Annotated in this window: 31 protein-coding genes; 15 read left to right on the top strand and 16 right to left on the bottom strand. The window is 66.8% G+C overall.

Annotated elements, in window-relative coordinates:
• Nucleotides 1–10 precede the first annotated feature (10 nt).
• Together PAM7066_RS05375 and PAM7066_RS05370 are read left to right on the top strand one after the other, a co-directional pair.
• The gene (locus PAM7066_RS05375) at nucleotides 11–514 is read left to right on the top strand and encodes a putative pterin-binding protein (protein ID WP_085853111.1); all 504 of its coding nucleotides are present in this window, start codon (nucleotides 11–13) and stop codon (nucleotides 512–514) included.
• A 31-nt stretch (nucleotides 515–545) separates the two neighbouring features.
• Nucleotides 546–3,059 (top strand): ATP-binding protein, encoded by a 2,514-nt coding sequence (locus PAM7066_RS05370; RefSeq protein ID WP_175484567.1) that lies wholly within the window; start codon nucleotides 546–548, stop codon nucleotides 3,057–3,059.
• On the opposite strand, the gene PAM7066_RS05365 is transcribed toward PAM7066_RS05370, so the two are convergent.
• Together PAM7066_RS05365 and PAM7066_RS05360 are read right to left on the bottom strand one after the other, a co-directional pair.
• A complete protein-coding gene (locus PAM7066_RS05365; protein ID WP_085853109.1) occupies nucleotides 3,037–3,576 on the bottom strand; it encodes a CHAP domain-containing protein in 540 nt (179 codons plus the stop codon). The genes PAM7066_RS05370 and PAM7066_RS05365 overlap by 23 nt on opposite strands.
• 179 nt (nucleotides 3,577–3,755) lie before the next feature.
• Entirely contained in the window at nucleotides 3,756–5,156 is a 1,401-nt protein-coding gene (locus PAM7066_RS05360) for a hypothetical protein (RefSeq protein WP_085853108.1), read from the bottom strand.
• 131 nt (nucleotides 5,157–5,287) lie between these two features.
• Here PAM7066_RS05360 and PAM7066_RS05355 point away from each other — a divergent pair, with 131 nt between their 5' ends.
• Together PAM7066_RS05355 and PAM7066_RS05350 are read left to right on the top strand one after the other, a co-directional pair.
• Nucleotides 5,288–5,695, top strand: a complete 408-nt coding sequence (locus PAM7066_RS05355; protein ID WP_085853107.1) for a hypothetical protein — start codon at nucleotides 5,288–5,290, stop codon at nucleotides 5,693–5,695.
• Between the two features lie 114 nt (nucleotides 5,696–5,809).
• A complete protein-coding gene (locus PAM7066_RS05350) occupies nucleotides 5,810–6,280 on the top strand; it encodes a Dps family protein (protein ID WP_085853106.1) in 471 nt (156 codons plus the stop codon).
• Between the two features lie 5 nt (nucleotides 6,281–6,285).
• Here PAM7066_RS05350 and PAM7066_RS05345 read toward each other — a convergent pair whose 3' ends face one another.
• Genes PAM7066_RS05345 through PAM7066_RS18865 form a run of 3 tightly spaced genes read right to left on the bottom strand, consistent with a single transcriptional unit; the run spans nucleotide 6,286 to nucleotide 6,899 of the window.
• Entirely contained in the window at nucleotides 6,286–6,561 is a 276-nt protein-coding gene (locus tag PAM7066_RS05345) for a DUF1289 domain-containing protein (RefSeq protein ID WP_085853105.1), read from the bottom strand.
• Between the two features lie 21 nt (nucleotides 6,562–6,582).
• A complete protein-coding gene (gene hemP, locus PAM7066_RS05340) occupies nucleotides 6,583–6,750 on the bottom strand; it encodes a hemin uptake protein HemP (protein WP_085853104.1) in 168 nt (55 codons plus the stop codon).
• Complete coding sequence (locus tag PAM7066_RS18865; protein ID WP_175484568.1) at nucleotides 6,747–6,899, bottom strand: hypothetical protein; 153 nt, start codon at nucleotides 6,897–6,899, stop codon at nucleotides 6,747–6,749. Before PAM7066_RS18865 ends, hemP begins: the two co-directional genes overlap by 4 nt.
• A 101-nt stretch (nucleotides 6,900–7,000) precedes the next feature.
• On the opposite strand from PAM7066_RS18865, the gene rpsA reads away from it, so the two are divergent.
• The 7 genes from rpsA to PAM7066_RS05305 all read left to right on the top strand — a co-directional run bounded on the left by rpsA (nucleotide 7,001) and on the right by PAM7066_RS05305 (nucleotide 12,303).
• A complete protein-coding gene (gene rpsA, locus PAM7066_RS05335) occupies nucleotides 7,001–8,854 on the top strand; it encodes a 30S ribosomal protein S1 (protein WP_276326059.1) in 1,854 nt (617 codons plus the stop codon).
• Between the two features lie 171 nt (nucleotides 8,855–9,025).
• Nucleotides 9,026–9,307 carry an integration host factor subunit beta gene (gene ihfB, locus PAM7066_RS05330; RefSeq protein WP_085853102.1) on the top strand — a complete coding sequence of 94 codons (282 nt, stop codon included), beginning with the start codon at nucleotides 9,026–9,028 and terminating at the stop codon, nucleotides 9,305–9,307.
• A 3-nt stretch (nucleotides 9,308–9,310) separates the two neighbouring features.
• Complete coding sequence (locus PAM7066_RS05325) at nucleotides 9,311–9,694, top strand: lipopolysaccharide assembly protein LapA domain-containing protein (protein WP_085853101.1); 384 nt, start codon at nucleotides 9,311–9,313, stop codon at nucleotides 9,692–9,694.
• Nucleotides 9,691–10,335, top strand: coding sequence for a phosphoribosylanthranilate isomerase (locus PAM7066_RS05320; protein ID WP_085853100.1), 645 nt, complete (start codon nucleotides 9,691–9,693; stop codon nucleotides 10,333–10,335). The genes PAM7066_RS05325 and PAM7066_RS05320 overlap by 4 nt, the downstream gene beginning before the upstream one ends.
• Nucleotides 10,336–10,399: 64 nt before the next feature.
• The gene (locus PAM7066_RS05315) at nucleotides 10,400–10,720 is read left to right on the top strand and encodes a hypothetical protein (protein ID WP_175484569.1); all 321 of its coding nucleotides are present in this window, start codon (nucleotides 10,400–10,402) and stop codon (nucleotides 10,718–10,720) included.
• Between the two features lie 84 nt (nucleotides 10,721–10,804).
• Nucleotides 10,805–12,028, top strand: a complete 1,224-nt coding sequence (trpB, locus tag PAM7066_RS05310; protein WP_085853099.1) for a tryptophan synthase subunit beta — start codon at nucleotides 10,805–10,807, stop codon at nucleotides 12,026–12,028.
• A 17-nt stretch (nucleotides 12,029–12,045) separates the two neighbouring features.
• Nucleotides 12,046–12,303 carry a hypothetical protein gene (locus tag PAM7066_RS05305; RefSeq protein WP_085853098.1) on the top strand — a complete coding sequence of 86 codons (258 nt, stop codon included), beginning with the start codon at nucleotides 12,046–12,048 and terminating at the stop codon, nucleotides 12,301–12,303.
• A 9-nt stretch (nucleotides 12,304–12,312) separates the two neighbouring features.
• Here the strand turns inward: PAM7066_RS05305 and PAM7066_RS05300 are convergent, their stop codons facing one another.
• The 6 genes from PAM7066_RS05300 to PAM7066_RS05275 form a co-directional block, all read right to left on the bottom strand.
• Entirely contained in the window at nucleotides 12,313–12,684 is a 372-nt protein-coding gene (locus tag PAM7066_RS05300; protein WP_085853097.1) for a DUF2237 family protein, read from the bottom strand.
• Between the two features lie 37 nt (nucleotides 12,685–12,721).
• Nucleotides 12,722–13,741, bottom strand: coding sequence for a DUF2332 domain-containing protein (locus PAM7066_RS05295; protein ID WP_085853096.1), 1,020 nt, complete (start codon nucleotides 13,739–13,741; stop codon nucleotides 12,722–12,724).
• The gene (pth, locus tag PAM7066_RS05290) at nucleotides 13,738–14,439 is read right to left on the bottom strand and encodes an aminoacyl-tRNA hydrolase (RefSeq protein WP_085853095.1); all 702 of its coding nucleotides are present in this window, start codon (nucleotides 14,437–14,439) and stop codon (nucleotides 13,738–13,740) included. The genes PAM7066_RS05295 and pth overlap by 4 nt, the downstream gene beginning before the upstream one ends.
• A 124-nt stretch (nucleotides 14,440–14,563) precedes the next feature.
• A complete protein-coding gene (locus tag PAM7066_RS05285) occupies nucleotides 14,564–15,232 on the bottom strand; it encodes a 50S ribosomal protein L25/general stress protein Ctc (protein ID WP_085853094.1) in 669 nt (222 codons plus the stop codon).
• 102 nt (nucleotides 15,233–15,334) lie between these two features.
• Nucleotides 15,335–16,201 (bottom strand): dihydrodipicolinate synthase family protein, encoded by an 867-nt coding sequence (locus PAM7066_RS05280; RefSeq protein WP_085853093.1) that lies wholly within the window; start codon nucleotides 16,199–16,201, stop codon nucleotides 15,335–15,337.
• Nucleotides 16,201–18,099, bottom strand: a complete 1,899-nt coding sequence (locus tag PAM7066_RS05275; RefSeq protein WP_085853092.1) for an alpha-amylase family protein — start codon at nucleotides 18,097–18,099, stop codon at nucleotides 16,201–16,203. Before PAM7066_RS05275 ends, PAM7066_RS05280 begins: the two co-directional genes overlap by 1 nt.
• A gap of 162 nt (nucleotides 18,100–18,261) precedes the next feature.
• Between PAM7066_RS05275 and PAM7066_RS05270 the strand changes: the two genes are divergently transcribed.
• On the top strand, nucleotides 18,262–18,984 hold the full coding sequence (locus tag PAM7066_RS05270) for a ZIP family metal transporter (protein WP_245749587.1): 723 nt from the start codon (nucleotides 18,262–18,264) through the stop codon (nucleotides 18,982–18,984).
• A gap of 6 nt (nucleotides 18,985–18,990) precedes the next feature.
• Here the strand turns inward: PAM7066_RS05270 and PAM7066_RS05265 are convergent, their stop codons facing one another.
• The 3 genes from PAM7066_RS05265 to trpA are packed head-to-tail and all read right to left on the bottom strand — an operon-like array spanning nucleotide 18,991 to nucleotide 22,228.
• Nucleotides 18,991–20,301 (bottom strand): NAD(P)/FAD-dependent oxidoreductase, encoded by a 1,311-nt coding sequence (locus PAM7066_RS05265; RefSeq protein ID WP_085853090.1) that lies wholly within the window; start codon nucleotides 20,299–20,301, stop codon nucleotides 18,991–18,993.
• 57 nt (nucleotides 20,302–20,358) lie between these two features.
• Nucleotides 20,359–21,396, bottom strand: coding sequence for an AI-2E family transporter (locus PAM7066_RS05260; RefSeq protein WP_085853296.1), 1,038 nt, complete (start codon nucleotides 21,394–21,396; stop codon nucleotides 20,359–20,361).
• A gap of 40 nt (nucleotides 21,397–21,436) precedes the next feature.
• Nucleotides 21,437–22,228, bottom strand: coding sequence for a tryptophan synthase subunit alpha (gene trpA, locus PAM7066_RS05255; protein ID WP_085853089.1), 792 nt, complete (start codon nucleotides 22,226–22,228; stop codon nucleotides 21,437–21,439).
• A 103-nt stretch (nucleotides 22,229–22,331) separates the two neighbouring features.
• On the opposite strand from trpA, the gene PAM7066_RS05250 reads away from it, so the two are divergent.
• From PAM7066_RS05250 to lepA, 3 genes are all read left to right on the top strand, one after another.
• Nucleotides 22,332–22,523: a hypothetical protein gene (locus PAM7066_RS05250; RefSeq protein WP_085853295.1), complete on the top strand. Its 192-nt coding sequence runs from the start codon at nucleotides 22,332–22,334 to the stop codon at nucleotides 22,521–22,523.
• A 67-nt stretch (nucleotides 22,524–22,590) separates the two neighbouring features.
• Nucleotides 22,591–23,688 carry a redox-regulated ATPase YchF gene (ychF, locus tag PAM7066_RS05245; RefSeq protein ID WP_085853088.1) on the top strand — a complete coding sequence of 366 codons (1,098 nt, stop codon included), beginning with the start codon at nucleotides 22,591–22,593 and terminating at the stop codon, nucleotides 23,686–23,688.
• A gap of 69 nt (nucleotides 23,689–23,757) precedes the next feature.
• The gene (gene lepA, locus PAM7066_RS05240) at nucleotides 23,758–25,560 is read left to right on the top strand and encodes a translation elongation factor 4 (protein ID WP_085853087.1); all 1,803 of its coding nucleotides are present in this window, start codon (nucleotides 23,758–23,760) and stop codon (nucleotides 25,558–25,560) included.
• Between the two features lie 68 nt (nucleotides 25,561–25,628).
• Here the strand turns inward: lepA and PAM7066_RS05235 are convergent, their stop codons facing one another.
• Together PAM7066_RS05235 and PAM7066_RS05230 are read right to left on the bottom strand one after the other, a co-directional pair.
• Entirely contained in the window at nucleotides 25,629–25,871 is a 243-nt protein-coding gene (locus tag PAM7066_RS05235) for a hypothetical protein (RefSeq protein ID WP_085853086.1), read from the bottom strand.
• A 164-nt stretch (nucleotides 25,872–26,035) separates the two neighbouring features.
• On the bottom strand, nucleotides 26,036–26,173 hold the full coding sequence (locus PAM7066_RS05230; protein ID WP_085853085.1) for an entericidin A/B family lipoprotein: 138 nt from the start codon (nucleotides 26,171–26,173) through the stop codon (nucleotides 26,036–26,038).
• Between the last annotated feature and the right edge of the window lies 1 nt (nucleotide 26,174).

Below are 26,174 nucleotides of genomic sequence, written 5' to 3'. Positions count from 1 at the left end.
GAGGACCGCAATGCTCCGCCCCATTCTCGTGGCATCCTTCGTCCTGGGCGCCTCGGCGCAGTCGAGCGGCAGCCTTCCTCCGGCGCCGCATGACCGGGTGATCCTCACGGTGAGCGGCGATATCGGGTGCACGAATCAGGGCGAAGACGCCGTCTTCGATCTTTCCGGCCTCGATAGCCTCGGCTCCGACGTCATCCATACCACGACGAAGTGGACCGAAGGCCGGCAGATCTTCGAAGGCGTTCGAATCGACACCCTGCTCGACGCCGTATGCGCCGACGCAGGCACGTTGCGCGCCATCGCGATCAACGAATACGAGGTCGGGATACCGCTCGACGACAGGATGCTGGAGGGCGCGCTGATCGCATATCGTCGCAACGGCGCCCCGATGACGTTGCGCGAGAAGGGGCCGCTCTGGATCGTCTTCCCGTGGGACCAGGATGACAGCTTCAGGAACGAGGCGTATTATTCGCGCAGCGTCTGGCAATTGGATCGCATCGAAGTGATCGAATAAGCAGATCCAGATGCCGGTGACGAGGACGAAGATGCCTATGCGACGATTGCGGCTGAGGGGTCGTCACGACCGCATCCCCACGTTCCTCGGCGCGGCGCTGGCCCTGCTGACGGCCGCCTGCCTGTTGCTCGGCACCTCGATTGCACGCCAGATCGAAAAGCACGACGTCGAACCGACGGAACCCGACATCTTCGGTCTGGCCCAGATCGAAGTCGAGTTCATGAAGTTCGATCGGGCTCTCAGGGATGCCGCGACGGGACAGGGCGATCTGGAAGACCTTCGCCTGTGGTTCGACATCTTCTATTCAAGGGTGATCCCGCCCGAGACCTCCGGCACCTTCAGCCACTACATCGACGACCCGGACTTCATCGAGGCGTATGACGAGGTCCGCGGCTTCGTGCAGGCGGCCCTGCCGGTCCTCGAGGCAGACGACGCGCGCGTTGCCGCGTCGCTTCCCGAACTGGTGGCGATGTCGGCTGCGGTCGAGCCCTGGGTCCGCAAGAGCGCGCTGATCGGCCTCACCTATGCGTCCGACCGCAACGCCGCGTTGTGGGACCGGGTCTCGACGTCGCTCAGGGCGACCGGGCGTTTCCTTGCCGCGGGGGTGGCGGGACTTGTCCTGCTGTCCGCCGCGCTTCTCGTCGTGTTCCGCACCACCGTAAACCGGGCCCGCGAGATCGAGACCCAGTCGAGCCAGATGCGGACGATCGTCGGCACGTCGCTCGATGCCATCTTCGTGCTGGATTCCCGCGGCCGGATCAAGACGATGAACAAGGTCGCGCAGGACCTGTTCGGGCTCGACCCGGCCGAGGTCGCGGGCCGCGACATGCTTCCGCTTCTCTTCGACGAGGCCGAGCGTGGCCGGCTGCGGTTCCTGGGCGAGGGCCGTCGCCCCGGACCGGACGAGCGGCGCCTCGAGGCGACTGCCCGGGCCTCGGACGACCGGCCCGTCCCCATCGAGATCTCGGTGGATGCCACGAAAACCCCGGAGGGTTGGGCGCAGGTCGCCTTTCTGCGCGACATCTCGCAACGTCGCGAGACCGAGGCCGCATTGCGCGAAGCCCGTGACCGCGCCCTGGCCGGCGAGCGCAGCAAGGCCGACTTCCTCGCCGTGATGAGCCACGAGATGCGCACGCCCCTCAATGGCATCCTGGGTGCCCTCGAGCTTTTGCGCGACACGTCCCTGGACGGGCGGCAGCAGCAACTGGTCAACACGATCGAGAGGTCGGGCGACCTGATGCTCGGGCTGGTGGAGGATGTGCTCGACATCGCGAAGTTCGATGCCGACCGGGTGGAGCCCGACCTCCGCGCCGGCGATCTGCCTACGCTGGTGGAAAGCGTCGTCGGCACATTGGGCGCGTTGGCGGATTCGGCGGGGCTGACGCTGTCCTGGACGCGTGCGGACGAGGTGCCCGACCGGATCGTCACCGATCCGAAGATGCTGCGGCACGTTCTGCTGAACCTCGTCGGGAACGCCATCAAGTTCACGCGCGAGGGCCGGGTCGACATCGCCCTCCACCTCGAGGACGGAGAGACCCTGGAGATCCGCGTCTCGGACACGGGCATCGGCATCGCGCCCGAGGATCGCGAGCGCATCTTCGGCGCGTTCGAGACCGCCGACCCCACCTATGCGCGGCGGCATCGGGGAACGGGCCTTGGCCTCGGCATCGCCACGCGGATCATGAACAGCCTGGGAGGCACGATCGGCGTCGAAAGCGAGCAGGGCGTGGGCAGCACGTTCTGGGTGCGCCTTCCCGTGAATGTGGCCGTGCCGGAGCCGGTCGTCCGGACTGCCGCGCCAAGCCGGCCCCTCAGGGTCCTGCTGATCGAGGACAATGACATCAACCGCCTCGTCGCGCGCGATTTCCTGCGGGCCGAGGGGCACGAGGTGGTCGAGGCGCGAGACGGGTTGGAAGGAGTGGCCTGCGCCGAGAAGGAGGCATTCGACGTGATCCTGATGGATATCTCGATGCCGGTGCTGGACGGCCCGACGGCGGCGCGGCGGATCCGCTCGGGGGGCGGTCCGTCGTCGGGTGCGCCGATCATCGGCGTGACGGCGCATGTGCTGCCCGAAGAACTCGAGGCGTTCCGTGCCGCGGGAATGAATAGCTGCGTGACCAAGCCGCTCGACCGGGCCGCGCTGGCGGAAACGGTGACGCGCGCCGCGCGGGCGCCCGAGCCGCTCTGCCGGCCGGAGATGATCGAGTCGATACTCGCCACGCTGGGACCGGACCGCACGGCGGAGCTGGTCCAGTCCCTGTCGCGCCAGATGGAGCGCGACCTGCCCGCCCTCTCGGATCCGGCGCAGTCGGTCGAACAGCGCCGGCGCCTGGCCCATGACCTGGCGGGGGCCGCGGCGAGCTTCGGCATGATGCGTCTGCACGAGTCTCTGTGTGTGATCGAACGGTCGATCAAGACGGATGGCGAGGTGCCGACCCGAACGCTACCGCAGCTGCGCGGCCTCTGGGACGGAAGCCGCCGGGCACTCGGGCATCATCTGCCCGCGTCGCGTGCCGGGCAGTTCAGCCGCGCGGGCGCAGGATGAAGCCGTCGACGGGATAGGTGCCGCCATAGGTACCGGGCTGGCTCTCCACGCGGACCTTCGACCAGTCGCCGGCCTCGGACACGTCGATCACGCCCATGTCGAGCGAGACCTTGTTGCGGTGCCAGTTCGCGTGATGAATCGTGATCTGCCGGTCAGAAATGCGTCGGGACACGACCGCGAGGTGGCCCCGGTTCAGCTTGGACGACGAGCTGAACGCCATGATCGCGCCCACGGCGGGCTCGTGGCTGCGGGCGTAGGGCGCTTCGGCCTGCGACCACCAGGTGCCGGCGTCGCCGCGGATCTGGATGCCGGTGGCGTTGCGGGCGAAGGGGACGCACCAAACGCGCTTGCCTTGAGAGTCCATGCGCGTCGCGACGTTGATCGCTTGCGACAGAAGCCCCGTATCCAACCCCGCCCGTCGGGTGACGTCGACATCGTCGACTGTCCGTGCGCCGCAGGCGGACAACGAGGCGATAAGCAGGCCGAGCATGGCCGTCCGTGTCAGGGTACGTTTCATGCTGGTCTGTCCCTCAAGCCGCGCGCCCCGTGTTTGGCCGGGGCTTCACGGGCAGATTGCCAATTCGTGATCCGGGCGCAAGCAGCCGGAATTGGGGGGCGGCGTGAATCCGCCGATCGGCTGAACAGGAAGAAGCGCCCGTCCGGCCCGGACGGGCGCTTTCAAGGTCCCGGTCGGAATCAGTTCTGCGACAGCTCGACGCCCTCGGCCGCCATCTCTTCCGCGAGGGTGCCGCCCGTGATCGTGACGGTGCCGACGCCGTCATCCTCCTGCACGAACTCCAGAGAGGTCTCGCCGTCGTCGTTGCCCGAGGTGGTCACGTCCGTCACCTCGGCGGTGACATCGCCCGCGCCTTCTTCCTCGTAGACGAAGCCCACGCCGCCATTGTCGTTGGCCGATGCGCCGGACAGCAGGCCGATGGCCGCGCCGTCGTCGGCTTCGCTGTGCTTGTAGGCGTCGTCGGTGTTGCCGCTGGCCGCGGTGCCGACATAGGTGGCCACGAGGTCGCCCGCGCCCATCTCGTCCATGTCCATGCCTTCGTCGAGATTGCCGTTCACTTCGCCGCCGACCACGAGGATGTCGAGCGATCCGTCATCGGCCTCGTCCACGTCGAACCCGTCGTCGAGGTCGAGGGCGAACTCGTATTCCTCGACCGAACCGTCGTCGTAGGTTTCGACCGCGCGCTCGATGCAGGCATCGTCGGGGCTGCCCTCGACCTTGGCGGGGATGTCGGATTCGGGCATCTGGCCGGGCTCGAACTCGCCCTCGGGCTGGTCGGGCAAGTACTGGGCCATGATCTCGGGGTCGCAGTAGAACCCGTTCTTTGAGAAGGTCGAGTCGGTCGCGGTGACGATCACGTCGCCCGCGCCGCCCTCGTCCAGCTCGACCCCGTCGGCGCCGATTCCGGTGAAGGACGACCGGCGGATGGTCGCCCGGATGCCGCCGTCGCCACGCTCGTCGATGCGCAGGCCGTCGCGGTCGAAGGCGCCGGTGCCGACGTTCTCGACAATCACGTCGCTGAGCTCGGCCACGATCGACACGCGCGAGCCGCTGCCCGCGCCGCCGCTGCCGGCGCCGCACTGGTCGGCCATCGAGCAGTCGGACACATGGATGCCGTGCCCCGAAACGCCGCGCACGGCGACGGTGTCGAGGACCAGGCGCGCCTCGCCGGCCTGCTCGTCGCGCATCTGCAGCGAGATGCCCTTGGCGCCGCCGGTCTTCGACTTGTTCTCGATCGAGAAGCCGCCCGGCCCCTCGAAGCTCAGGTCGGTGATCGACACGCTGGCACCCTGCGTCGAGTCGAAGATCGTCTCGTCCACGTCAAGGCTGATGGTCTGGCCCCGGCCGACGATCTCGACCGGGACCTGCCCGGTATAGGCGAGGCCGCTTTCCACTGCGATGTCGCCCTCGGTCAGGATGACGATCCGCGCGCCCTCACGCTCTTGCGCCGCCAGTTCCAGCGCATGGCGGAAGCTGCCTTCGCCGGAGTTGGCAGTGTTGGTGACGGTGATCGGCGCCTGGGCCTGGACGGCACCGGCCGCCAGAAGAGCGACAAGGGAGAGGGAAAGCGTCGTGCGCATGGATACGTCCTGTGGTGGCAGATTGCGGCCCGACCTAGTCCGGCAGCGTGACATATCGATGACACCACAGGGGGTTGGCGCGGCCGGATCATCCGAGTAATGTGCTCGGGAATGATCCGGGGAACCGCACCATGACGCAGACCGTCCGCAGGATAGAAGCCGACATCGCACCGGTCATCGGCACACAGCCGCCGTTGATTGCGTTCCTTCGCCTGTCGGCGCTGGCCTGCCGGACGGCGCCGCGTGGATCGCTGCGGGCCTGCGCCCTCCTGGCGGCGGATGCGGGACCCGACGACTATGCCATGGCGCTTGCCCGGACCCTGCCCGAGATGACCCTGCGCCGCCCGGTGATCTGGCGGCCGGGCGCGCCCGGACGCTCGTTCGACGAGGAATGGCTCTTGTCCCTGCAAGAGGCGGTCCACCGGCGCGACGGGGCCAGCCTGCGGTTCCTGACCCGCAGCCGGGTCCGCCCCGAGGCGGTGCCTTACCTGCAATTGCTGGTGCGGGGGCTGAGCGAGCGGCTGGACCGCACCGGCTGAGCCCGCGCGCGCGCTGGCGAAACTGGACAGGACGGAGCGGATTCCTATGTCTTGGGGGACCAAGGCAGCAAGCCGTCGCAAGCCAGCCTTTCGCCACAGCAGACAGGACATCCCATGGCCGAAACAGCTTCCGATCTTTCCCCCGACGCCAGCGCCGAGATCGCCAACGCGCTCCACCAGGCGCTGGCCGAGACCGTCGTGACCACGATGCTCGCCCAGAACTACCACTGGAACGTCGAGGGCATGTCCTTCGGCCCGCTCCACGCGCTGTTCCAGGAGATCTACGAGGATCACTTCGTGGGTCAGGACGACCTGGCCGAGCGTGTGCGCACCATCGGCCACAAGGCCGAGGGCACCCTTGCCGGGCACCTGAAGCGCTCGAAGGTCAGCGAAGGCGACGAAGAGGCGCAGGACCGCGAGATGATCCGTCACCTCGCCGAAGCGCAGGAGACCATCGGTGCCACGCTTGCCGGACTGTCCGAAGTCTCGGCCAAGCATGGCGACATCCGCACCGAGGACCTGGCGATCGAGCGCGGCCGCATCCACGACAAATTCGCCTGGATGCTACGCGCCCACCTGCGCTGACGGCCTTAGCTGGCCTCACGATCCCGGATCAGGGGCGGCACGGGCCGCCCCTTTTTCATGCAGCGCTTCAGGTAGGCGCCGCGCCAGTGATCGAAGCGGCCCATCTGCTGCTGCTGCGCCACGATAAGCGCCAACATCGCCTCGGCCGCCTCGGGCTTCTTCTGTTTCTTCGCGATCTTCTTCTGCGGCTTTGTCATCGAACAGCCGATGCAATGCGCGCCGGCGGGGCCGGGGCGGTTGAACTTGCACACGCCGATGCAGGCGCTCTGGACCTTGGCCATGGGGCTACCCTTTTGCTGGGGTCACTTCGTCAGAATCAACTTTCCCGCGCGCGTCAGGCGCAGCGTGTAGACCCTGTCTTCTAGCCTGATTTCCGCCGTGGTCGAGCCACGCAAGAGGTCCGAGGCTTCGTGTCGCGGCGTGGGGTCGGAGGTCACGTCGCTGCGGTCGGGAAGGGTGCGTTCGATCATGGGCGACGGTCCTCGCTTGGGCGCATCAGGTCGAGAAGCGGCTCGGGCACCTCCATGTCGCCAGCTACGGCAAGCAGGTCCTGCCAGGAGGGTATCGGGGCGTCATGCGCACCAGGGTCCGGGCGCGACGGGGGAAGAGGGTCGTCCATGGGACCTCCGGTGGCTGCCTCTGCCAATAGCTGACAATATCAGTCGGGAAACGTCAAGCGGCTTGGAGGCGGCGACAGAGGGGTCTTGCGATAAGGCCGCAATGCCTGTATCACCTTTCGCGTCTAAGGGGCGGCAGATCCCGGGCGCGAGCAGGGTCGGTTTCACCGGCCCTTTTTCGCATACCGGACCCCCGCCATCAGTGACCAAATCCACCCGAGACCCGCGGAGACAACCGCGCGGCCAGAATAGATGTAAAAAGGAAATCCGAGACCTTATGGCTCAAAATACATCCATGGAGGAGTTCGAAGCGCTCCTTAACGAAAGCTTCGACATCGACACCCCTGACGAGGGTTCTGTCGTCAAAGGCCGCGTACTCGCCATCGAGGCAGGCCAGGCCATCATCGACGTCGGCTACAAGATGGAAGGCCGCGTCGATCTGAAAGAATTCGCTGAACCCGGCCAGACGCCCGAGATCAACGTCGGCGACGAGGTCGAGGTCTATCTGCGCCAGGTCGAGAACGCGCGCGGCGAAGCCGTGATCTCCCACGAGATGGCCCGCCGCGAGGCCGCTTGGGACCGTCTCGAAAAAGCCTATGCCGACGAGAACCGCGTCGACGGCGCGATCTTCGGCCGCGTCAAGGGTGGCTTCACGGTCGACCTCGGCGGCGCCGTTGCGTTCCTGCCCGGCTCGCAGGTCGATGTGCGCCCCGTGCGCGATGCCGGTCCGCTCATGGGTCTGAAGCAGCCGTTCCAGATCCTCAAGATGGACCGCCGCCGTGGCAACATCGTGGTCTCGCGCCGCGCCATCCTTGAAGAATCGCGTGCCGAGCAGCGCGCCGAAGTGATCGCCAACCTCGAAGAGGGTCAGGCTGTCGACGGCGTGGTGAAGAACATCACCGAATACGGTGCGTTCGTGGACCTCGGCGGTGTCGACGGCCTGCTGCACGTCACCGACATGGCATGGCGCCGCGTGAACCATCCTTCGGAAATCGTGACCATCGGCGAGACCATCAAGGTCCAGGTGATCAAGATCAACAAGGAGACCCACCGCATCTCGCTGGGCATGAAGCAGCTCCAGGACGATCCGTGGGATACCGTCGAAGCCAAGTTCTCGTTGGGTTCGGTCCACCAGGGCCGCGTGACGAACATCACCGACTACGGTGCATTCGTCGAGCTGGAGCCGGGCGTCGAAGGTCTGGTGCACGTCAGCGAGATGTCGTGGACCAAGAAGAACGTCCATCCGGGCAAGATCGTGTCCACCTCGCAAGAGGTCGAGGTCATGGTTCTGGAGATCGACAGCCAGAAGCGTCGCGTGTCGCTTGGCCTCAAGCAGACCCAGCGCAACCCGTGGGAAGTCTTTGCCGAGACGCACCCCGAGGGCACGCAGGTCGAGGGCGAGATCAAGAACATCACCGAGTTCGGTCTGTTCGTGGGTCTCGACAACGACATCGACGGCATGGTCCACCTTTCGGACATCTCGTGGGACGAGCGTGGCGAAGAAGCCATCCAGCGCTTCCACAAGGGTGACGTCGTTCAGGCCGTCGTGACCGAAACCGACGTCGAGAAAGAGCGGATATCGCTTTCGATGAAGGCGATGGACGACAGCTTCTCGGACGTGGTCGGCGGCGTGTCGCGCGGTGCGATCATCACGGTGGCCGTCACGGCGATCGAGGATGGCGGCGTCGAGGTCGAGTACGAGGGCATGAAATCCTTCATCCGTCGCTCGGACCTCAGCCGCGACCGGTCGGAGCAGCGCCCCGAGCGCTTCGGCGTCGGCGACAAGGTCGACGTCCGCGTCACCAACGTCGATCAGAAGTCGCGCCGTCTCGGCCTGTCGATCAAGGCCCGCGAGATCGCGGAAGAGAAAGAGGCCGTCCAGCAGTACGGTTCGTCCGCTTCGGGTGCCTCGCTCGGCGACATCCTGGGCGCCGCGCTGAACCGCGACGACGACTGATCCAGCGGTCGCAGCTTCGAAAAACTTTGACCCCCGCGAGGAATCGCGGGGGTTTTTCTATGCCCCGTTGAGCGATAGGCATAAGAGAGTTATCATTCGTTCAGTTCAATTCGCCGTGTTCCCAGAGGCGCTTCGCCCTATCTAGCAAGGTCCGATGAGGAGGCATTCGCGATGATCCGCTCCGAACTGATCCAGAAGATCGCCGACGACAACCCGCATCTGACCCAGCGGGACGTCGAGCGGATCGTGAGCACGATCTTCGAGGAGATCATCCACGCCATGTGCGAGGGCAATCGCGTCGAGCTGCGCGGCTTCGGGGCCTTCTCGGTCAAGAAGCGCGATGCGCGGGTCGGACGGAACCCCAGGACTGGCGAGGCGGTTCCCGTCGATGAAAAGCATGTTCCCTTCTTCAAGGCGGGCAAGCTACTGAGGGACAGGTTGAACGGGGACTGAACCATGCGTGTCGTCAAATTCGTCGTACTGGCTATCATTGCGGTGCTGCTGATCATGGTGGCGCTGGCAAATGCGCAGGCCGTGACGCTGCGCCTCCTGCCCGAGGCCATGGGCGGTTTCCTGGGGCTGACCTGGGCCGTCACGTTGCCGATGTTCGTGGTGATTCTCGGGGCCGTGGTGATCGGCCTGCTGATCGGCTTCGTCGTCGAGTTCGCGCGTGAGCACAAGCACCGCGCCGCGGCCCGGCATGAACGACGCGAGCGCGAGGCGCTGGAGCGTGAGGTCGGCGACATGCGCCGGTCCGGTGCTGCAACCGGCAAGGGGAACGGCAACGACATCATCGCGCTGGTCGAAGACGGTTCGACCCCGGCCAGGCGGGCCTCGTGACGCCGACGCGATTCAAGATCTGCGGCATCACCGACCCGGCCGACGTGCCTGCCGCGCTGTTGGCCGGCGCCTCCTACCTGGGCTTCGTCTTCTTCCCCAAGTCGCCGCGCAACCTCGATCTGCCTTCGGCCGCGGCGATGGCCGGCGCTGTCCCGCCCGGTATCATGAAGGTCGCGCTGGTGGTCGACCCCAGCGATGCGGCGCTGGACCTGCTGACGGACAAGGTGCCGATCGACATGTTGCAGCTTCACGGCAGCGAGTTGCCCGAGCGGGTGCGCGAGATCAAGACGCGCACCGGCCTGCCGGTGATGAAGGCGATCGGCGTCGCCGGCCCCGAGGATCTGCCGCGAATCGACGAATACGCCGAGGTGGCCGACCAGCTTCTGATCGATGCAAAACCGCCCCGCGACACGGAGCTGCCGGGCGGCAACGGGTTGTCCTTCGACTGGACCCTGATCGCGGGGCGGCATTGGGCCAGGCCCTGGATGCTCGCCGGGGGACTGACGCCGGAAAACGTGGCCGAGGCAGTGCGCGTGACCGGCGCGCCGCAGGTGGACGTCTCGTCGGGCGTCGAACGCGCGCCGGGCGTGAAGGACCCCGACAAGATCGCGGCCTTCGGCCAGGCAATCGCTGTCGGTTGAGGCACGCAAACTTGCACGCGCCTCGTGCCTTGACGCGAAACCACCCCGCATCCATCTGATCGACGTGTCACACCCTCTCCGCCCCTCCGAACGCCTGCGCCGCCGCCTCGATCGGCAGTTCGATGCCATCGCACATGCGGTTCCCTTCACCGCCCGTCCCATCTCTGCCCTGCGCGGCCGCGGTGCGGCGATCATCCGGCTTCCGGTGGCGATCCTGCTGATCATCGGCAGCCTGCTGTCGTTTCTTCCGGTGCTGGGGCTTTGGATGCTTCCGGTCGGGCTGCTGCTGCTGGCGGTGGACCTGCCGGTGCTGCGGCCCTTCGTGACCACCGTAGCGATCCAGTTCCGCATCAAGGTTCGGCGCTGGAGGCGTCGGTTGCGATAGGCGGAACGCCGCAGCCGCCGGTCGCTCTGCTTGTGCCGCCCGCCGCCCCGGTCTATCGCTGGGATCGGACAGGGAAGGGTGGCGATGCCGGACGATCTGAAGAACTCCTACCGCGCGGGCCCTGACTCGAGGGGCCGCTTCGGCAATTTCGGCGGTCGATTCGTTTCCGAGACGCTGATGCCGCTGATCCTCGAGCTCGAGCGTCAATACGAGCACGCCAAGACCGACGACAGCTTCTGGGCCGAGATGCACGATCTCTGGACCAACTATGTCGGCCGCCCGTCGCCCCTTTACCACGCCGCGCGCCTGACCGAACGTCTGGGCGGCGCGAAGATCTACCTCAAGCGCGACGAGCTGAACCACACCGGCGCGCACAAGATCAACAACGTGCTGGGCCAGATCATCCTCGCCCGCCGCATGGGCAAGACCCGTATCATCGCCGAGACGGGCGCCGGACAGCACGGCGTTGCAACCGCCACTGTCTGCGCCAAGTTCGGCCTGAAATGCGTCGTCTACATGGGCGCCCACGACGTCGAGCGTCAGCAGCCCAACGTCTTCCGCATGCGCCTTCTGGGGGCCGAGGTGATCCCGGTGACGAGCGGCCGCGGCACTCTGAAGGACGCCATGAACGATGCGATGCGCGATTGGGTGACCAATGTGCGCGACACGTTCTACTGCATCGGCACGGTGGCGGGGCCGCACCCCTATCCGGCGATGGTCCGCGATTTCCAGGCGATCATCGGCACCGAGGCGAAGGCCCAGATGCAGGAGGCCGAGGGCCGCTTGCCCGACACGCTCATTGCTGCAATCGGCGGCGGGTCGAACGCCATGGGGCTGTTCTATCCGTTCCTCGACGACCCGTCGGTGCGCATCATCGGGGTCGAGGCGGGTGGCAAGGGCGTCTCGGACGAGATGCAACACTGCGCCTCGCTGACCGGTGGCCGGCCGGGCGTGCTGCACGGCAACCGCACCTACCTTCTGCAGGACGATGACGGGCAGATCCTCGAGGGATTCTCGATTTCGGCAGGACTCGACTATCCGGGTATCGGGCCCGAGCATGCGTGGCTTCATGATATCGGCCGGGCCGAATACGTCTCGATCACCGACCGCGAGGCGCTCGACGCGTTCCAGTTGTGCTGCGAGACCGAGGGCATCATCCCCGCGCTCGAGCCGTCGCATGCGCTGGCTCACGTCGCGAAGATCGCGCCCGAACTGCCTGCGGATCACATCATCTGCATGAATCTGTGCGGGCGCGGTGACAAGGACATCTTCACCGTCGCGCGCGCGCTCGGAATTGACATTTCATGACAAGAGGCTGGACAGACATGCTCGGACGTACCGCACTTCTTGCACTATTCGCACTTTCTGCTGCACCGGCCTTGGCCTCGGACGTCGAGACCGAAGCGCGGGACTACCTCACGGACCATGGGTTCGAGACCATCGAAATGACCCATGACAGCGGCCTGCTGACCGCCACGGCGACGGGCAAGGGCAAGCGGATCGAGGTTCGCTACAACGCGACGACGGGCGAGATCCTGTCGCAAGAAATGACCATGCTTTCGGACGCGCCCGACGAAAGCTGACCTTCGCGGTCAGTCCGCCGCGTGGGCGCGCAGCACCTCGAGCGACACGATATCAAGCGCGCGCTCGTGGGTCGCTGCCAAGTTCACGAGCGGTCCGGCCCCTTCCGAGACCGCCTGCAGGAACCGCGCCGCACAGAGGCACCAGCGATCGCCAGCCTTCAGCCCCGCAAAGCCGAATTCGGGCCGGGGCGTCGAAAGATCGTTTCCCAGATATTTCGACAGGGCGAGGAATTCGTCCGTCATGACCGCGCAGACGGTGTGGCTGCCTTGATCCGCCTCGCAGGTATTGCAATGGCCGTCGCGGAAGTAGCCCGTCACCGGCTGGCGCGAGCAGGGGGCGAGGGCCTCGCCCAGGACGTTTATCGGGTCGTCGATCTTCATGGCGCCTCCTTGCGGCGGAGGTAGGGCGCTGGGTCGCTCAAGGAAGGGCGGTGGGGCCGGTCCAGTCGATCCAGCGACCGTGAAAATCGACCCGGGCGAGGGGATGCGTCGTGCCGTCGGGCCAGATCGACAGCGTCAGGGCAGCATTTCGGGCGGTCCCGTCGGCCTCCATGCTGATCCGGGCGAGAGGGCGCCCGGCCTGTTCCATCGCAGCCAGTGCCGCGGCCTTGGAGGTGTCCGGGAAATACTGCCAGGCGACCGTGTGATAGACGACCGGCAGCGCGCCTTCGGGCGCGTCCGCGAGGGCGGGGGCCAGCCACGCGCCGGCGTCGCCGGCCTCTACCGCCGTATCGGCCACGGCTATGGCGGCAAGGGTGCGATCCCTCCGTTCGGGCTGATCGGCCCAGAGGAATGACAGGAGGCGTAGCCGGTCCCCGGGGTTTCGCGGATCGACCGGCGCCAGGTCGACTCCCCGTCGCGCGACGATCTTGACCGCGGCGGGCTGCGGCGCGGGGCCCGTCCAGTCGGGTTCCAGGGTCAGCGCAGGGGTGTCGGGACCGAAGCGAACCGGCCCGGCCTGCAGGGAGAACCGGTCGAGATGCAGGTTCAGCCCGGCGCTCGCCCCGAGCTCGTAGAGCGCCAGCGGCAGGCCATACCGCGCCGCCAGCATGTGAAGCGCGGGGATCAAGGCTGCTGCCCGGCGCACCTCGTTGGTCTGGGGCGCAGTGTCGAGCGCCGCGAGAATGGCGTCGCCGCGACGCTGGAACGCACCTTCGACCGCCTGCCAGAGCGTGTCGTCATCGGTGATAGGGTTGGGCGGCCAGTGGAGCGCGAGATCATCGCCGGACAGGACCAGCCTGTGCAGCGCCCCGGCAAGGCGCAGCGGCACGGACTGGCCGCGGCTGGTGACGTTGCCCTCCCACGCCAGAAGCCGACGGCCTACGGGCGTTTCGTCGGTCAGCCGCTCGGCGGTCAGCGTCAGGAGGCGCGCGGTGAAGGGCGAGCCAAGCTGACGGCAGCTCTCGGACTGATCCAGAAGCGCCGCGCGCAGGCTCACCTGAAGCGGTCCACCAGCTTCTGAAGCGGGCTCCTTGCCGCCTCCGCCTCCGCCTCCGGTTCCGGGGCAGGCGCGGGATCGGGCTTGGGTTCGGAGGCTTTCGCACCTTGTGTGCCGGTCGAGGGGCGCGGCGGGTTCAGGCGCAGGGCGACCGCGTTCATGAAGCGCCCCTGGTCGCCCTCGGCCAGCGCCGGCGCGCCGTCCGAGCAGCCGCGCAGCATGTCGTCGAGCCAATCCTCGTCCGCCTTCGCGAAATCGTGCAGCACGTAGCCCGGCACGCGATCCTTGTGGCCCGGATGGCCCACCCCCATGCGCACACGAGCGTAGTCCGGCCCAAGATGCTGGTGAATCGAGCGCAGGCCGTTGTGGCCCGCGTGCCCGCCGCCCGTCTTGCATTTCAGCTTGCCCGGCGCGAGGTCGATCTCGTCATGGAAGACGACCACGTCGGCGGGGTCGATCTTGTAGAACCGCGCGGCTTCGCCCACTGATTGGCCCGAGTTGTTCATGAAGGTCGTGGGCATCAGGATCGCGACGCGCTCGTCGCCGAGGCGACCCTCGGTCACCTGGCCCTGGAACTTCGCGCGGAACGGGGGAAAGCCGTGATCTTCGGCAATGCGCTCGACCGCCATGAAGCCGATATTGTGGCGGTGTTTCGCATATTTCGGCCCGGGATTCCCGAGCCCAACGAACAGACGCATGCGCTTTCTCCGTTGTTCTTCCTGGCCGGCGGCGGGGCCGTGGTTCGATATAGGGGCGGTGGGGGCAAAAGAAAAACGGCGCGGAGGGGGCCCCGCGCCGTCGGTGTTCCAGGTGCCGGAAGGCTCAGGACTCTGCGTCGTCCCCGGCTTCAGCGTCCACCTCGGTCGCGGGGACCTCGTCGGCGGCAACTTCATCTTCGTCTTCCGCGGCCTGCGAGGCGAGGCCCGAGGGCGCCGAGATGTTGGCGAGCACGAAGTCCCGGTCGATGGTCGCGCGCGTGCCCTCGGGCAGCTCGACCTCGGAGATGTGGATCGAGTCACCGATCTCCTTGCCGGCGACCGACATCACGATCTTCTCGGGGATGTCGCCCGCGGTGCAGCGCAGTTCGACTTCGGACCGGACCATGGTCAGCACGCCGCCGGCCTTGAGGCCCGGGCACTCGTCTTCGCCCACGACTTCGACGGGAATGTAGAGCGACACGCGGCTGTTACGGCGCAGGCGCATGAAGTCGACATGCGTCGGAAGGTCTTTCACGACGTCACGCTGGACGCTGCGGCAGATGACGCGGACGTCTTCCTGGCCCTCGACCTTGAGGTTGAAGAGCGTCGCGAGGAAGCGACCGGCCTTCAGCTTCTTGATGAGCGCGTTGTAGGGCAGGTTGATGGGAAGAGGGTCTTTCTCGCCGCCATACACGATGCCGGGCACGAGGTTGTCGCGCCGAGCTTGACGAGCGGCCCCCTTGCCTGTCCCCGTCCGTTCGTAGGCGATGATGTCGGGCGTTTCGCCAGCCATATCGTATCTCCTGAAATTGCGTGGATCCCCGCCGCCTCCAAGGGTGTCAGCACGGGGATGCGGGCGTATAGGACAGGGCCGGGGCGGGTGTAAAGGCCCTGCCTACAGGTGGTCGAGCGCCGCGTCGAGCTCGGGCAGGGCCGCGTCGGGCAGGGGCAGCACGGGGCGCAGCGGGGGCAACGGCGTCCCGTAGTCCCGCGAGGCGATGGCGTGCACGACCCGGTAGCCGCCGAACCGGCGGAAGAGGGACCAGATCGGCTCGAGGGGCTCGGCAAGTTGGCGGGCGAGGTCGAGGTCGCCGCCGATCGCGGCGCGGGCGGCTGGAACGACGGCCTCGGGACGGGTGCCGGCGAGGACGCTGAAAAATACGTCCCCTCCGCCGGCTAGGGCGTCGAGCATCCCCCAGTCCTGCGAATAGCCCAGCGACAGGTCCGACGCAGCGCGGAGGGGGGCAAGGTCGGCAGCGACGTCGCCCTCGGGCAGGGGGCGCTTGGCGGCGACGACCGTGGGAAGTGCTGCGATGCGCAGGATTAGGTCATCCGAGAAGCGGAAGCCCGTGGTGGCAGGGTTGTCGTAGATGCAGAGCGGCAGGGCCGTCGCCGCGGCGGCATCGGTAAAGAGGTGGAACACCTCGTCGTCGGTCAGGCGCTGGTACGACACGGGCTGCAACAGAAGGCCGTCCGCGCCCGCCGCCTCGGCCTCGCGGGTATGGGCGCAGACGGCTTCGGTCGTCAATGCGCCGATCCCGACCCAGAGGGGGATGCGGCCGGCGGTGGTCTCGGCCGCGACCGCCACGGCCCGGCGGCGCGCCTTGGCCGGCAGGTAGGGGCCGGCGCCGGTCGAGCCGAGGGCGCCGACCGAATCGCAGCCCGCCGCAACGATGCGCTCGATCATCCGGGCGAAGATCGCGTCGTCCAGCGCCCCGTCCGTGATCGGCGTGATGGGGAAGGCGGAGAGTCCCTTGAGCATCACCGCAGCTCCTCGTGCAGCCAGACGGCGCCGTAGGGCGGGACGACGATCCGGTCGGCCTCGCGGGTGGGCATCGTACCGGTCAGCATGTCCATCGGGATGGCGTCGGGATCGATACCGATGCGCTGCGCCTCGATCTGCTGGTCTTCGGCGGTGATGTTGTAGAGGCCGGTCAGCGTGCCCTCGGTGCCCGGGCGGCGGACGACCAGCAGCTTGTCGTGGCCGGTGTCGAGCACGCGGGCAGGCACGTCGCCGCGCAGGGCGTCGATCTCGGCCCGGACGCGCAGGATGTGCCGGGTGCCGCGCCAGATGCGGCCCGCGGGGGTATCGGCCCCGGGTGCGGTTTCGGCCGTCGCCCAGTCCATCGCCGGGCGCTGCATCCAGCGACCGTCGGCCGCGCGGTCGGGGTCGTCGCGGAAGCTCTCGTCGTTCGGCAGGCCGATCTCGTCGCCCATGTAGATCAGCGGCATCCCCCCGAAGCCCGCGATCAGCGCGTGGCCCAGAAGGATGCGCAGGACGGCGAGGTCGATCTCTTCGGGCGTGCCCGCCGCCTGAAGCCCCGTCAGCGCCGCAGTCGTGCCGTTGGTACGGGCGTCGCCGGTGCGTTCGTTCACCTGGAAATCCGCGCCGCGGGCGAAGCTGCCGGGGAAGCGGCCGGCATAGAAGTCGGTCAGGAACTTGCGGTGGCCCGGGCCGGTCGCGCCGACCGTTTCGGCGTCGTCCTCTGTGATCGCCCAGCCGATATCGTCGTGGCAGCGGATATAGGTGGCCCACTGGGCGTTGGTGAACCGCTCGGGGAAATGGGTGCGCAGGACGTGGGTCATCAGGTCCGCCTTGCCGGTCGCCAGCGCTGACCAGTACTGCACCATCAGCGAGTTGTGGTAGGCGAGGTTCGAGACCTTCCCCGTATGCCGACCCGCGCCCAGGTAGGGCACCAGCTGATGGGGGCCGACGATCGCCTCGGCCTTGAAGATCACCGCCGGGGCCGCGACCGACGCGGCCTGGTTGATCGCCTGGAGGATGTCGTGCACCTCGGGCTCGTTCTGGCAGACGGTGCCAAGGCGCTTCCACATGAAGGCCACCGCATCGAGCCGCAGCACCTCGGCGCCCGAATTGGCAAGGTCGAGGATGATGCCGAGGATCGCGAGGAAGACCTCGGGGTTCTCCCAGTTCAGGTCCCACTGGAAGGTGTTGAACGTCGTCCAGACCCATTTCCCGAGGTCGTCGTCCCAGGTGAAGTTGCCCGGCGCCTGATCGGGGAACACCTCGAGAAGGCTCTCCTCGTAGGCAAGCGGGATCGTTGCGTCGTCGTAGAGGCGGTAGAACCCTTGGTAGAATGGATCGCCCTTGCGTGCCCTCACGGCCCAGTCGTGCTCGCGCGCGGTATGGTTCAGCACCATGTCGATGCAGGGGCTGATGCCGGCCTTTCGCATCTTCTTCGCGACCCGCTTGAAGTCGCCCATGGAGCCCAGCCGCGGGTCGATCTTGCCGTAATCCATCACCGCATAGCCGCCGTCGGAATCGCCGGGGCGGGGTTTGAGACAGGGCATGAAGTGGGCGTAACGGATCCCCAGCAACTGCAGGTAGAGGATGCGGTCGGCGACGCCGGACATGCTGTCGGCGAAACGGTCCACGTAGAAGACGTAGCCCGCCATGTCCTGGCTCAGGTACCAGTCGGGGGTGATATCGCGCGACAGGTCCAGCGTGCGCAGATCCTTGGGACGCTCGGCCCATTTCTCGGCCAGAAGGGCGCGGACCCGCTTCCTGATCGTCGCCGGCTTCATCGCCCGGCCGTAAAGCCTGGTCAGCGGCGTCATCAGGTCGCGCTCGGCCCGATTCCAGCGCATCGTGAACAGCGTGTCGTCGGGCACGGTCGCGGCGGAATCGTCTTTGGCCATGTGTCTCATCCTTCAGGGTCGGCGGAGACTAACCTGCCCGCGTGCGGCGGCAAGACCGCTACATGCGCCAGGCTGTTTCCTTTCCCGGCGCAGCACCCTATCCCTCAAGCCGCCATGAATGTCGTTCTTCTCGGTTTTCTCGCCAGTCTTGCCGCCGGTTCCATGACCGCCGTGGGTGCGCTGCCTGTCCTGCTGGGCCGCAACGTCTCGGCGCCGGCGGCGGATGCCCTTCTGGGTTTCGCGGCCGGTGTCATGATGTCGGCCAGCTTCTTCTCGCTGATCCTGCCCGGCCTCGAGGCCGCGACACCCGATTATGGCGAGACCGGCGCCGCCTTCGTCGCCGCGGCGGGGATCGCGATCGGTGCGGGCTTCGTCGCGCTTCTGAATCACACCATCCCGCACGAGCACTTCGGTGGTGGCCGAGAGGGCGTGGGGGCCGCGAAACTTGCGAAGATCTGGCTCTTCGTCATCGCCATCGTCATCCACAACTTTCCCGAGGGGATGGCCGTCGGGGTCGGCTTCGGCGGTGGCAACATCGAGAACGGCCTGCCGCTGGCCATCGGCATCGGCCTGCAGAATGCGCCCGAGGGGCTGGCCGTGGCCATCGCGCTGCTGGCGAACGGCTATTCGCGGCGGATGTCGGTGATGACGGCCGCGGCCACCGGGCTGATCGAGCCTGTGGGCGGGGTGCTGGGGGTGCTGGCCGTGTCCGTCTCGGAGGCGATGCTGCCCTGGGGCATGACCTTCGCCGCCGGGGCGATGCTCTATATCATCAGCCACGAGATCATCCCCGAGACCCATGCGCGGGGGAATCAGAACGTCGCCACGACGGGCTTCCTTGGCGGGCTGATCCTGATGATGCTGCTCGACGTGATCTTCGGCTGACCGGGCTCAGTGCAGCTTGAGCTTCGGCCGCGTCACCCGGTTGAACTCGTGCGCGAGGATCACGAGCGGCCCGCGCCACGGACCATGCACCGCCATGAGGTGCACCCGGTAGAGCGACATGTAGGCGAACCGCGCGATGCGCCCCTCGATCTCCATCCGGCCGCCGACGAGGTTGCCCATAAGCGAGCCATGCGTCGCGAAGCGAGACAGCGACACCAGCGCGCCGCGGTCGCGGTAGACGAAGTTCCGAAGGGGCTCGCCCTTCTGCGCCCGGTCGAGCTGTCCCACCATGTGGTCCGCCATCTGCTGTGCCGATTGCGCGCGCGGCGGGACAGGCTGCTCTTTGCCCGGCAGGACGCAGTGGCAGCAGTCGCCGATGGCGAAGATCCGGTCGTCGGCGGGGGTGCGCAGGGTCGGCTCCACCACGATGCGCCCCTGCCGCGACAATTCCAGGTCGGTCATCTTGGACAGGGCGGGGTCGCCGCGGACCCCGGTGGCCCACAGGATCATCTGCGCCTCGACGTCGGTGCCGTCCTTCAGCGACACCCGCCCCGGCGCCACCTCGGTCACCATGGCGCCGAGGCGCACGTCCACGCCTAGCTCGCGCAGCCGCTCGGCGACCTTGTCCGAGATCTCCTCATCCAGCGCCGGCAGCAGGCGCGGTCCGGCCTCGAGCAGGGTGATCTTGAGCGCCTTCTCGTCGAACACCTCGAGCCCGTAGGACCGCAGCGCCTTCGCGGCGTTCACCAGCTCGGCCGACAGCTCGACCCCCGTCGCGCCACCGCCGACGATGCAGACGGGCAGTGTGACGTCCCCGCCATGCGTCCCGGCGTCGTTCGCCCGCAGGCAGGCGTTCAGCAGCTTGCGCCGGAAGCGGTCGGCTTGAGGGCGGCTTTCCAGGAACATCGCATGGTCCAGCACGCCCGGAATGCCGAAATCGTTCGAGACCCCGCCCATGGCGAGCACGAGGTAATCATATCGGATCTCGTGCCGGTCGATGACGATCTCGCCCTCTTCGTCGCGCAGGGGGGCGGTGACGACCATGCGCCGGTCGCGGTCGATCCGCTCGAGCGCGGCGTTGAAGAAGCGATAGCCCCAGCGGGCGGCGTGCCCGCCATAGCCGACCTCGTCCGCGTTGGCGTCCATCGACCCTGCCGCGACCTCGTGCAGCAGGGGCTTCCAGACGTGGGTGCGGTTCTTCTCGATCAGGATGATGTCATGGGAATCGCGCCCATAGGTCGCGGCCAGCTTGCGCACCAGCCCCAGCCCGGCGGCGCCGCCGCCCACCACGACGATCTGCGTCTTGCGTTCGGCCATGCCCGCCTCCTTCATGTCCGCACACAGATAGCAGGGCGGGTCGCCCTGTCACGACCCTCAGACCCTGCCATTGGCCGAGAGCATCACCGCAAGCGGACGGGTCTGGTTGATCTCGGCCAGGACCAGGACGAGGCTCGCCGTCATCGGCACGGCGAGGATCGCGCCCGCAAGACCCCAGAGCGCACCCCAGACCGACAGCGCGACCACCACCACGAAGGGCGACAGGTTGAAAGTCTGGCCCATCATCCGCGGCTCGAGGTAACCGCCCACGAGAACCTGCGCGGCGGACAGTGCAATCAGCACCGCCCCGGCGCCGAGGAACGATCCGAACTGCGCGAGGCTGAGCAGCACCGGAAACGCCACCCCCGCGGCCGAGCCAATATAGGGGATGTAGTTGAAGAAGCCGATCAGGACCGCCCAGAACAGCGCGAACTCGATCCCGATCAGCAGCATGATGACGTAGGACAACGCCCCGAGGATGACGTTCAGCACGGTCTTGACGAAAAGGTAGCCGCCGATCCGTTCGTTGATCCGGTGGACCAGCGACATGGCTCGCGCGCCGTCATCCGCACTGCCGGCTGCCGTGATGAGCTTCGCGGTGAAGGCGCCCCGCTCGGCCATGAAGAAAGAGGCGTACAGCACCACGAGGAACAGCGTCGACCCGATGCCCTGCAGCGACATCAGTGCGGGACCCACGAGCGCGCGCGTGCTGATCTGATCGAAGGTCACCTGACGGAGGCTTGCCCATGACGGCTCGTCCTCGAGCCCAAGAAGCGACGCGCCGCGGTCCACCAGCGCGTCGAGGTTGTCCTCGTACCGGGGCAGGGCCGAGACGACCAGTGTGAGGTTGCGCGAGACCAGCGTGAACAGCCCCACCACGGCCAGCGCGAAGCCAAGCACCACCAGCGCGCGGCGCCAGACGACGGGCACGCGGCCGAACGGGGGGATGCGCCCCATGGCCTCGGCGCCCGAGGACAACACGTAGACCGCGATGAGCGCCGCGATGATCGGGATCAGCACCGACTGGCCGACCCAGAGAAGCCAGCCGATCATCAAGGTCAGCGCCAGACCGTAGGTAAGCCTGCTCAGCTTCAAGCCGGAATCTCCGATCACGTCACCCTCGCGCCCCTTGCATTCAGGCCCGATGCGCCCCGTCGGCAAGGGATTTCACGAAGGCCAGAACCTCTTCGACCGGCTTGCCGGTCGCGTTCTCGGCCACGATGGCCGATCCCACCACGCAGCCATCGGCCACGCCCGCGATCTCTTCCGCGGCCTCTGGGGTGCGGATCCCGAAGCCGACCACCACCGGCAACCCGCCCTGTTCGCGGATGCGGGCGACCTCGGGGCCGACCTCGGACGCCTGCGCCGCCGCGCCGCCGGTGATGCCGGTGACGCTGACATAGTAGACGAAGCCGCTGGTGTTTGTCAGCACAGCCGGAAGGCGCGCGGCGTCCGTCGTGGGCGTCGCAAGACGAATGAAGTCGATACCGGCAGCCTTTGCGGGCAGGCAGAGTTCGTCATCCTCCTCGGGGGGCAGGTCGACGATGATCAGCCCGTCGATGCCGGCCTCGACGGCGTCCTTCAGGAAGCGATCGACCCCGCGGGAATAGATCGGGTTGTAGTAGCCCATCATCACGATCGGCGTCGTGTCGTCATCCTCGCGGAAGGCGCGCACCATCTGCAGCGTCTTTTCCAGTGTCTGGCCGCCCTCCAGTGCGCGCTGGCCGGCCAGCTGAATCGTCGGCCCGTCTGCCATCGGGTCGGTGAAGGGCATCCCAAGCTCGACCACGTCCACCCCGGCCGAGGGCAGCCCCTTCATCAGCGCCAGCGATTGGTCGTAATCCGGGTCGCCCCCCATGATGTAGGCGACGAACGCACGGCGCCCTTCTGCACCCAGAGTGTCGAACCTGTCCGAAATGCGTCCCATGGCACCGCTCCGCTTCTTCCTGCCCGAACTACTCCGGGGCCTCGCCATGTCTGACGAACCGGGCCCGCTTGCGCAATGCCTCGCGACCACCCACATTCCTCGCATGAACTACGTACTCGCGCTTTTCCTTCCGCCGCTGTCGATCTTCCTGACCGGCCGGCTGTTCCTGTCGATCCTGGTCTTCCTGATCTGGGTCCCTGCGATCATCTTCTCGGGCGGGCTGAGCCATCCGATGTTCATCGCGCTCGCCTGGATCCTGATCTACCAGGACCGCGCCGACCGCCGCGGCGGCTGAGCTTGCCTCTGCGCCCCTCGCGCCGTATGAGCGCGCCCGACCGAACGCGCAGACCGGAGACGATCGCATGGGCTTCAAGATGGGCATCGTGGGCATGCCGAATGTCGGCAAGTCCACCCTTTTCAACGCGCTGACGAAGACCGCCGCCGCGCAGGCTGCCAACTTCCCGTTCTGCACGATCGAGCCGAACGTGGGCGAGGTCGCCGTGCCCGACCGCCGGCTGGACACGCTGGCCGGGATCGCGAAGTCCAAACAGATCGTGCCGACCCGCATGACCTTCGTGGACATCGCCGGCCTCGTGAAGGGCGCCTCCAAGGGCGAAGGCCTGGGCAACCAGTTCCTGGCCAACATCCGGGAATGCGACGCGATCGCCCACGTACTGCGCTGTTTCGAGAATGACGACGTCACCCATGTGGATGGGCGCGTCGATCCCGTGGCCGACGCTCAGACCATCGAGACCGAGCTGATGCTGTCGGACCTCGAGTCGATCGAGCGGCGCTTGCAGAACATCGTCCGCAAGGTCCGCGGCGGCGACAAGGAGGCCGTCCAGCAGGAACGTCTTCTGAAGGAGGCGCAGGTCGCGCTGGAGCAGGGGCTTCCGGCCCGCGTCGTGAACGTGTCCGACGAAGACCAGAAGGCGTGGCGGATGCTGCAGCTTCTGACGACCAAGCCGATCCTCTATGTCTGCAACGTCGCCGAAGACGAGGCCGCCACCGGCAACGCCCATTCCGAGCGCGTCCGCGAAATGGCGGCCGAGCAGGGTGCTGGCGTCGTCGTGATCTCGGCCCAGATCGAGGAAGAGATCGCGCAGCTCGACGCGGAAGAATCGGCCGAGTTCCTGTCCGAGCTTGGGCTTGAGGAGGCTGGCCTCGACCGGCTCATCAAGGCGGGCTACGAGCTTCTGGGCCTGATGACCTACTTCACCGTCGGTCCCAAGGAAGCCCGCGCGTGGACGATCAAGCAGGGAACGCTTGCTCCGCAGGCCGCCGGCGTCATCCACGGCGATTTCGAACGCGGCTTCATTCGTGCCGAGACAACGGCCTATGACGACTACGTCGCCCTTGGCGGCGAGGCCGGTGCGAAAGAGGCCGGCAAGATGCGCGTCGAAGGCAAGAGTTACGAGGTCAAGGACGGCGACGTCCTGCACTTCCTGTTCAACGCCTGATCCCGCGGGCTTGGCCCCGCGGCGTGTCATCCCCTCGACAAGCGCTGCAAAGGGCAGCATATCCGTGTCATGACCGAGCTCAAATATATCCGCAATTTCTCCATCGTCGCGCATATCGACCACGGGAAATCGACTCTGGCCGACCGGCTGATCCAGTTGACCGGCACGGTTGCCGAGCGCGACATGAAGGATCAGCTTCTCGACGCGATGGATATCGAGCGCGAGCGCGGGATCACCATCAAGGCCAATACGGTGCGGATCGACTATCCCGCCAAGGACGGTCACACCTACATCCTGAACCTCATCGACACCCCGGGCCACGTCGACTTCGCCTACGAGGTCAGCCGCTCGATGCAGGCGGTCGAAGGGTCCCTGCTGGTCGTCGATGCCTCGCAAGGGGTCGAGGCGCAGACGCTGGCCAACGTCTACACCGCGATCGAGGCCGATCACGAGATCGTCCCGGTCCTGAACAAGGTCGACCTGCCCGCCGCCGACGTGGAACGGGTGAAGACCCAGATCGAGGACGTGATCGGGATCGAGGCGCATGACGCCGTGCAGATCTCGGCCAAGACCGGCCTCGGCATTCCCGACGTGCTGGAAGCCATCGTCCAGCGCCTGCCCGCGCCGAAGGAGGGCGACCGCAACGCGCCGCTCAAGGCGATGCTGGTCGATTCGAAATACGATCAGTACCTCGGCGTTATCGTCATCGTCCGCATCATCGACGGCGTCCTGAAGAAGGGCGACCGGATCCGAATGATGAAGACGGGCGGCACCTACGACGTCGACGACGTGGGCATCTACCGTCCCGCGATGACTGCCGTGGACGAGCTGGGCCCGGGCGAGATCGGCTACCTCAACGCCTCGATCAAGCAGGTCCGCGACACCCGCGTCGGCGACACGATCACCCACGAAAAGCGCCAAACTGCCGCGCCGCTGCCGGGCTTCAAGCCGTCCGTCCCCGTGGTCTTCTGCGGCCTCTTCCCCGTCGACACCAACGATTTCGACGACATGCGCGACGCCATCGAAAAGCTCGCGCTGAACGACGCCTCCTTCACCTACGAGATGGAAACGTCGGCCGCGCTCGGCTTCGGCTTCCGCTGCGGGTTCCTGGGCCTGCTGCACCTCGAGGTGATCCGCGATCGGCTCGAGCGCGAGTACGACATCGACCTCATCACCACCGCGCCGTCGGTGATCTACCACGTCCACATGCGCGACGGCACGCGGCTGGACCTGCACAACCCGGCCGACATGCCCGACATGACCCATGTGGAGCATATCGAAGAGCCGCGCATCAAGGCGACCATTCTGGTGCCGGACGACTATCTGGGCGATGTGCTGAAGCTTTGCCAGGAGCGGCGGGGCATCCAGCTGGACCTCACCTATGCCGGCACGCGCGCGATGGTGGTCTACGACCTGCCGCTGAACGAGGTCGTCTTCGATTTCTACGACAGGCTGAAATCCATCTCGAAGGGTTATGCCAGCTTCGATTATCAGATGATCGGGTACCGCGAGGATGCGCTCGTGAAGATGCAGGTGCTGGTCAACGACGAGCCGGTCGACGCGCTGTCGATGATGGTCCACCGCGACCGAGCCGAGGGGCGGGGCCGGGCGATGTGCGAGAAGCTGAAAGAGCTGATCCCGCGCCACATGTTCAAGATTCCGATCCAGGCGGCCATCGGCGGCCGCGTGATCGCGCGCGAGACGCTCTCGGCGATGCGCAAGGATGTGACGGCAAAGTGCTACGGCGGCGACGCCACCCGAAAGCGGAAGCTGCTGGACAAGCAGAAGGCCGGCAAGAAGAAGATGCGGCAGTTCGGCAAGGTAGAAATTCCGCAGGAAGCCTTCATCAACGCGCTGAAGATGGACGGCTGACGGACAGCAGTTCTTGTCGAAGCCGTAAGGCGCGCTGTGGACCAGCGCGCCTTGATCTCGCTCCGAAGTCAGTAAGCCGGCGGATCGCTGGCCGGGAAGCTCTCGTCGCCAGCCTCATCCACCCGGTCCCACCGGTCCTGGCGGTCGCGCATGGAATTGGGGCCGGCGCTGCGGAATTGAGCGGGGTCGGTTTCGGTTCCGCCTTCGCCCTGGGCATAGGCGACGCGGCGATGGTCGGTGCGCGTCAGCCAACGGGCGAAAAGGATGCCGCCCAGGATCAAGGCCGGTTTCGAGGTCAGCAAACGGAACATCTGACGATATCCTCCAGAAGTGTGACGGGGTTCTGACCCAACAGCGCCGCCGGATGGCTCTATGTTCCGCGGCGGCTCATCACGCGGTGTTTCAGCGCGTAGGGTTCACAAGGAATAGGGCCGCGCCTTCCGACGCAGCCCGTTTTTCCCCGCGGCGGGGTCGCTTAAAGGTCGTTCTGGACTTCCTGTGCCGAGCCTTGGACGAATTCGCCGGTATTTTCGACGTCCTGACCGAAGCCACCGACGGTTTCGCAAGCGGCAAGCCCGAGAAGGGCCACGAAGGCAGTCAGATAGATACGCATG

The organism is Palleronia marisminoris, assembly GCF_900172315.1.
In the GTDB taxonomy this organism is placed as follows: Bacteria; Pseudomonadota; Alphaproteobacteria; order Rhodobacterales; family Rhodobacteraceae; genus Palleronia; species Palleronia marisminoris.
This window is presented reverse-complemented; position numbering and strand designations above follow the sequence as displayed.

Bases quoted from the DNA above. Each gene is read 5' to 3' on its own strand.
- PAM7066_RS05360 (WP_085853108.1), bottom strand. From the start codon at position 5,156: ATGCGCACGACGCTTTCCCTCTCCCTTGTCGCTCTTCTGGCGGCCGGT.
- PAM7066_RS05305 (WP_085853098.1), top strand. From the start codon at position 12,046: ATGCTCGGACGTACCGCACTTCTTGCACTATTCGCACTTTCTGCTGCA.
- PAM7066_RS05375 (WP_085853111.1), top strand. From the start codon at position 11: ATGCTCCGCCCCATTCTCGTGGCATCCTTCGTCCTGGGCGCCTCGGCG.
- PAM7066_RS05270 (WP_245749587.1), top strand. From the start codon at position 18,262: ATGACCGCCGTGGGTGCGCTGCCTGTCCTGCTGGGCCGCAACGTCTCG.
- PAM7066_RS18865 (WP_175484568.1), bottom strand. From the start codon at position 6,899: ATGGACGACCCTCTTCCCCCGTCGCGCCCGGACCCTGGTGCGCATGAC.
- PAM7066_RS05280 (WP_085853093.1), bottom strand. From the start codon at position 16,201: ATGCTCAAGGGACTCTCCGCCTTCCCCATCACGCCGATCACGGACGGG.
- rpsA (WP_276326059.1), top strand. From the start codon at position 7,001: ATGCCTGTATCACCTTTCGCGTCTAAGGGGCGGCAGATCCCGGGCGCG.
- ychF (WP_085853088.1), top strand. From the start codon at position 22,591: ATGGGCTTCAAGATGGGCATCGTGGGCATGCCGAATGTCGGCAAGTCC.
- PAM7066_RS05285 (WP_085853094.1), bottom strand. From the start codon at position 15,232: ATGGCTGGCGAAACGCCCGACATCATCGCCTACGAACGGACGGGGACA.
- trpB (WP_085853099.1), top strand. From the start codon at position 10,805: ATGCCGGACGATCTGAAGAACTCCTACCGCGCGGGCCCTGACTCGAGG.
- PAM7066_RS05325 (WP_085853101.1), top strand. From the start codon at position 9,311: ATGCGTGTCGTCAAATTCGTCGTACTGGCTATCATTGCGGTGCTGCTG.
- PAM7066_RS05275 (WP_085853092.1), bottom strand. From the start codon at position 18,099: ATGGCCAAAGACGATTCCGCCGCGACCGTGCCCGACGACACGCTGTTC.
- PAM7066_RS05370 (WP_175484567.1), top strand. From the start codon at position 546: ATGCCTATGCGACGATTGCGGCTGAGGGGTCGTCACGACCGCATCCCC.
- PAM7066_RS05350 (WP_085853106.1), top strand. From the start codon at position 5,810: ATGGCCGAAACAGCTTCCGATCTTTCCCCCGACGCCAGCGCCGAGATC.
- PAM7066_RS05345 (WP_085853105.1), bottom strand. From the start codon at position 6,561: ATGGCCAAGGTCCAGAGCGCCTGCATCGGCGTGTGCAAGTTCAACCGC.
- PAM7066_RS05300 (WP_085853097.1), bottom strand. From the start codon at position 12,684: ATGAAGATCGACGACCCGATAAACGTCCTGGGCGAGGCCCTCGCCCCC.
- pth (WP_085853095.1), bottom strand. From the start codon at position 14,439: ATGCGTCTGTTCGTTGGGCTCGGGAATCCCGGGCCGAAATATGCGAAA.
- trpA (WP_085853089.1), bottom strand. From the start codon at position 22,228: ATGGGACGCATTTCGGACAGGTTCGACACTCTGGGTGCAGAAGGGCGC.
- lepA (WP_085853087.1), top strand. From the start codon at position 23,758: ATGACCGAGCTCAAATATATCCGCAATTTCTCCATCGTCGCGCATATC.
- PAM7066_RS05250 (WP_085853295.1), top strand. From the start codon at position 22,332: ATGAACTACGTACTCGCGCTTTTCCTTCCGCCGCTGTCGATCTTCCTG.
- ihfB (WP_085853102.1), top strand. From the start codon at position 9,026: ATGATCCGCTCCGAACTGATCCAGAAGATCGCCGACGACAACCCGCAT.
- PAM7066_RS05365 (WP_085853109.1), bottom strand. From the start codon at position 3,576: ATGAAACGTACCCTGACACGGACGGCCATGCTCGGCCTGCTTATCGCC.
- PAM7066_RS05265 (WP_085853090.1), bottom strand. From the start codon at position 20,301: ATGGCCGAACGCAAGACGCAGATCGTCGTGGTGGGCGGCGGCGCCGCC.
- hemP (WP_085853104.1), bottom strand. From the start codon at position 6,750: ATGATCGAACGCACCCTTCCCGACCGCAGCGACGTGACCTCCGACCCC.
- PAM7066_RS05235 (WP_085853086.1), bottom strand. From the start codon at position 25,871: ATGTTCCGTTTGCTGACCTCGAAACCGGCCTTGATCCTGGGCGGCATC.
- PAM7066_RS05230 (WP_085853085.1), bottom strand. From the start codon at position 26,173: ATGCGTATCTATCTGACTGCCTTCGTGGCCCTTCTCGGGCTTGCCGCT.
- PAM7066_RS05355 (WP_085853107.1), top strand. From the start codon at position 5,288: ATGACGCAGACCGTCCGCAGGATAGAAGCCGACATCGCACCGGTCATC.